A 2,245-nucleotide genomic window follows, 5' to 3' on the forward strand; every position below is an offset into this window, starting at 1 on the left:
CATGCGCCTGCACGCTTGTTCGCTGTTAGCAAACGTGGCTTTATTAAGCCCGGCTATAAGGCCGACTTAGCCATCGTACGCCGTGGCGAACCGTGGACAGTGACGAAGGATTGTGTACAAAGTAAGTGCAAATGGAGTCCGATGGAGGGCGAGAAGTTCCGTTGGCGAGTGGTGCAAACCATCTGCAACGGACACTTATTGTTCGATGAAAACGGCACGTTCGATGCACAATATCGTGGCGAAGAGGTGGCGTTTTGCCATTGAAAGAGTGAAAAGGTGAAGGTTGAAAAGGTGAAAAGATGGGAAAGGTGAAAAGGTGAAAAGATGGCTAACGCCTTTAAAGGTGTCTAGCGGTTTCTAGGTTTCTAGTTCTTTCTAGCTTTCGGACAAGTCAGACTGGTCAGAATTATCCTATTAGCCTAACACCACCTAAACATTTGGCTTCACTCCTTAACTCCTCAAAGTTTAAAAGCATTTGGCTTAACTCCATAACTCCTTAACTCCTTAACTCCTCAAAAAGAACTCCTTAACTCCTCAAGATGAACTCCTCAAAAGAACAGAATGATACTAAAATATAAAGTCAACGACATACGTCCCTACATCAGTTGGCTGTACTTTTTCCACACATGGGGCATGAGTGGAAAGCCAACCGACGAGAAAGAGAAGCTGCGAAAAGACGCCGAAGAGATGCTCGATGCAATGGAAACGCGATACAGTACGCATGCCGTATTCGAACTTTTCGATGCCAATAGCGACGGCGACGACCTTCTTTTGGGCGACAAGCGCCTGCCTCTGCTACGCCAACAGAAACCCAAAAGCACGGGCGCACCTAATCTTTGCCTTGCAGACTTTGTGCGTCCGCTATCAAGTGGCATTAAGGATAAGGTGGGAGCATTCGCCACGACGGTGGATGCAGGCATTGAATACGACTACAAAAACGACGACTACAAGCAGATGATGGCTAAGGTTTTGGGCGAAAGACTAGCCGAGGCAACAGCCGAACGCATGCACGAAGAAGTGAGAAAGCACTATTGGGGCTATGCTCCTGATGAGCATTTCGAGCCGCAAGAGTTGCTTAAAGAGCCTTATCAGGGCATTCGTCCGGCCATTGGCTACCCCTCGTTGCCCGATACTAGCGTCAATTTCCTGCTCAACGAGCTTATCAACATGAGCTCTATTGGCATACATCTCACGCCCACAGGCATGATGCAACCCCATGCTAGCGTGTCGGGTTTGATGTTCGCGCATCCTCAATCGAAGTATTTCGACCTGGGAAAGATAGGCGAAGACCAGCTAGCCGACTACGCAAAGCGACGCGGTGTGCCGCTATACATGATTAAAAAGTTTGTGCAATAAGTACAACAAGGGCGTAACAAACAACATTTAGCAAGTGATTTCAAGAATACTTATACCTCTATTGTTAGCCATCCTCTTGCCCGATCTCTACATCGAACGGCGCAATTGGAAAAGCAAACGCAAGGCAAAATGGACATTGCGCGTACTTAGATGGGTGCTTAGCCTAAGCATGGTGGTGTTTACCATTGTGATGGCGGGTTCCAAAAACTTCGTCCCCGACAGTGTAGAGATACTCAACGTCTACCTCATTTGTTTGGGATTGTTGGTTGTTCCCAAGTTTGTTTATGTGAGTTGTGCCGTTGTTGGGCGCGTGTTTGCACGCTTACGCCACTCAACCACCAACTGGGGAAAGGCCGTTGGCTACCTCTTGGCGCTGTTCTGCATCTATGTCTTGGCTTACGGATGGCTTTTCGGAGCCAACAAACTGACTGTAAACCGGGTGGAAATATATTCGCCCGACCTGCCTGAGGCTTTCGATGGCTACCGCATTGTGCAGTTTACCGATGCTCATGTGGGCAGTTTCGTAGGCAGTCGCGCCCACTTCTTGGAGCGAGCAGTCGATACAATCATGGCCCAACACGCCGATGCAATCGTGTTTACGGGCGACTTACAGAACGTACAACCCGCAGAACTCTATCCTTGTCGCGAGCAATTAAGTCGCCTGAACGCCCGCGATGGCATGTTCTCTGTATTGGGCAACCACGATTATAGCATGTATTTCAATGGTTCTGAGGCCATAAAGGTTGCTAACGAGCGCGAAATGGTTGCGCGTCAGCGGCAGTTTGGATGGGATTTGCTGCTTAACGAGCATCGTGTAGTGCGCCGCGGAGCCGACTCCATCGTGATTGCAGGAACCGAAAACGATGGTAGACCGCCATTCCCTTCGCGT

2 protein-coding genes and 1 pseudogene are annotated in these 2,245 nt (G+C 49.2%); all 3 read left to right on the forward strand.

All coding sequences use genetic code 11. The annotated features are described in order from the left end of the window. Positions 1–264 (forward strand): annotated as a pseudogene (locus tag BN93_RS02535) (dihydroorotase); the annotation flags it as partial. Between the two features lie 297 nt (positions 265–561). Beyond that, positions 562–1,356, forward strand: a complete 795-nt coding sequence (locus tag BN93_RS02540; protein ID WP_019186788.1) for a vitamin B12 dependent-methionine synthase activation domain-containing protein — start codon at positions 562–564, stop codon at positions 1,354–1,356. A 34-nt stretch (positions 1,357–1,390) separates the two neighbouring features. After that, on the forward strand, positions 1,391–2,245 hold an 855-nt coding region (locus BN93_RS02545; protein WP_044259623.1), incomplete at its 3' end, for a metallophosphoesterase.

The organism is Prevotella conceptionensis 9403948, from assembly GCF_000312305.1.
Classification (GTDB): domain Bacteria; phylum Bacteroidota; class Bacteroidia; order Bacteroidales; family Bacteroidaceae; genus Prevotella; species Prevotella conceptionensis.